Origin of the sequence: Sphingomonas sp. (assembly GCF_036387595.1) — a bacterium.
Lineage (GTDB): Bacteria > Pseudomonadota > Alphaproteobacteria > Sphingomonadales > Sphingomonadaceae > Sphingomonas.
Map to the genome: position 1 here is coordinate 1 of NZ_DASVTL010000080.1, position 2,229 is coordinate 2,229.

General features: G+C 68.1%; 3 protein-coding genes. 2 read left to right on the top strand and 1 reads right to left on the bottom strand.

Translation table 11 applies throughout. The features are described 5' to 3' along the window. Together VF643_RS08545 and VF643_RS08550 are read left to right on the top strand one after the other, a co-directional pair. Window positions 1–379: tyrosine-type recombinase/integrase (locus VF643_RS08545; protein WP_414713832.1), on the top strand; the 379-nt coding region annotated here is incomplete at its 5' end. A gap of 6 nt (window positions 380–385) precedes the next feature. After that, window positions 386–1,467, top strand: a protein-coding gene (locus VF643_RS08550; protein ID WP_414713833.1) for an IS630 family transposase whose coding sequence is annotated in 2 segments (ribosomal slippage) — window positions 386–895 and window positions 898–1,467 — 1,080 coding nt in all. Because the reading frame shifts where the segments join, the coding sequence is not laid out codon by codon here. 68 nt (window positions 1,468–1,535) lie between these two features. On the opposite strand, the gene VF643_RS08555 is transcribed toward VF643_RS08550, so the two are convergent. Next, window positions 1,536–2,159 (bottom strand): hypothetical protein, encoded by a 624-nt coding sequence (locus tag VF643_RS08555; RefSeq protein WP_331042966.1) that lies wholly within the window; start codon window positions 2,157–2,159, stop codon window positions 1,536–1,538. Window positions 2,160–2,229: the final 70 nt, after the last annotated feature.

Sequence of the window (2,229 nt, forward strand, 5' to 3'; positions counted from 1 at the left end):
ACAGCGGGGCGCCATCGAGACGGCACACCGCCTTCGCCAGCGCATGTCGGGCATCTTCCTGCATGGTATCGCCACCGGCATCTGCCGAGCCGATCCGGCCGCGAGCCTGGGCAAGGCGCTGCGCCGGAAGCCGCGCGGCAAGAAGCAGCCGTCGATCGTCGACCGCATCCGCGACCACGACGACCAGATCGCGCTGGTGCGCCAGATGCTCCGTGACTGCGACGACCAGCGCTGCCGCGCCGCGACGAAGTTCGCCCTGCGCCTGCTCGCGCTGACGGCGGTGCGTCCGAACGAAATCCAGCACGCCCACTGGTCGGAGATCGAGGATCTGGACGGCGCCGAGCCGCTGTGGCGCATTGCCAGCAGCACCGGTCTCTGATTCAGCATGGCAAACGGACTGGGGTTTGCCATGGCTATCGCGCTTCGCACCGACTTCGACGCCACCGCGGTTAGGAGCGCCGCCCGGCTGTCGAAGGACGGTGCGCAGACCCGGCGGCTGCTCGCGCTGGCGGCGATCTATGAGGGATCGAGCCGGACCGAGGCGGCGCGGATCGGCGGGGTCACGTTGCAGATCGTCCGGGACTGGGTGATGAAGTTCAACGCGAGCGGGCCTGGCGGGCTGATCGACCGGAAGGCGCCAGGGCCGCCATCGCTGTTGCAGGCAGCCCACCGAACGGCGCTGGTCGAGGCGATCGAGCGAGGCCCTATCCCGGCGGTCCACGGGGTGGTGCGCTGGCGGATCGTCGACCTTGCACAGATGCTGTGGGACGACTTCTCGCTGTCGGTATCGCGACCGACGTTGAGCCGCGAGCTACGCGCGCTTGGCTACCGCAAGCTGTCGGCCCGGCCGAAGCATCATGCCCAGGATCCGGATGCGATCGAAGCCTTCAAAAAGGGGGCTTCGCGGCCAAGCTGGACAAGGTCGGAGCCTCCCTCCCGCGCGGTACACCGATAGAGGTCTGGTTCCAGGACGAGGCTCGGATCGGGCAGAAGACCAAGATCACGAGGCGATGGGCGAAGCGGGGGACGCGACCCTCGGCACCGCACGATCAGCGCACCACCTCGGCCTACATCTTCGGCGCAATCTGCCCGCAGGAGGGAAAAGCCGCAGGCCTCGTCCTGCCGTTCTGCAACACCGACACGATGAACCTGCACCTGGCGGAAATCGCACTGCATGTCGCGCCCGGCGCCCATGCCGTGCTGCTGATGGATCAGGCCGGCTGGCATCTGACGCCGAAGCTCGCGCTGCCCGCCAATATCTCGATCATCGCGATCCCATCGAAATGCCCCGAACTCAACCCACAGGAAAACATCTGGCAGTTCATGCGCGACAACTGGCTCTCGAACCGCGTGTTCGGCTCCTACGACGAGATCGTCGACCATTGCTGCGGCGCCTGGAACAAGCTGGTCGAGCAACCCTGGCGCATCACGTCGATCGGCATGCGAAAATGGGCCCAAGGGTTCTGATCAGCGAGTCTTGGTATTAGGTCTACCTTATGTCATCCCGCTACAGCCTTCGACCGCGGCGGTTCCCGTTACAACCGCCCGAACGCCGCCTCGAACCCGGCGCGGTCGTCGTTGGCTAGATAGCCTGCCTGTTCGATCCACCGGTCGCGCGCGATGCGGCCCTGGAAGGTGCCAAGCTGGGCGTCCAGCGCGATGGCTTCCGCCGGGGTCAGCGCGGCGATCTGCGCGAAGCGGGTGATGCCCAGATCGCCCAGGCGCGCGGCGAGCTTTGGCCCGATTCCCTTCATTCGCGTCAGGTCGTCGGGGGTGGCGGCCGGCGTGGCTGGGGCAGGGGCGGGCGGGGTGGCGAGGTCGGCCGCGATCGCCGCCGGGCCGGCGTCGAACGGCGCGGCGGCGACCACCGGCGTGTCGGCCAATGGTGGCGGGGCGGGATCGAACGGGGCCGGTTCGGTCTCGGGCGCCGGCGGGGGCGTATCGTCGAGCGATGCGGCGAACGGCGCGGGCGCGGCATCTTCGGCGCGATCCTCGATCACCCGATCGACCGCTCGGCGCTGACGCTTCAGCTTCGCCCCCCACCAGATCACCAGCAGCGCCAGGATGACGCCGATCGCGATCAGCACCAGGTTCGTCGCGGTCAGCCACGCACCGGCGGTCGCGGCCCCAAGGCTGGAAGGCGGCAGTTCATTGGTCATCGATCACGCTCCGGTACTGGCCGGCAAGGCCGGTATTTGACCGCAACGATAGTCGCCCCGTCGCCCGCGT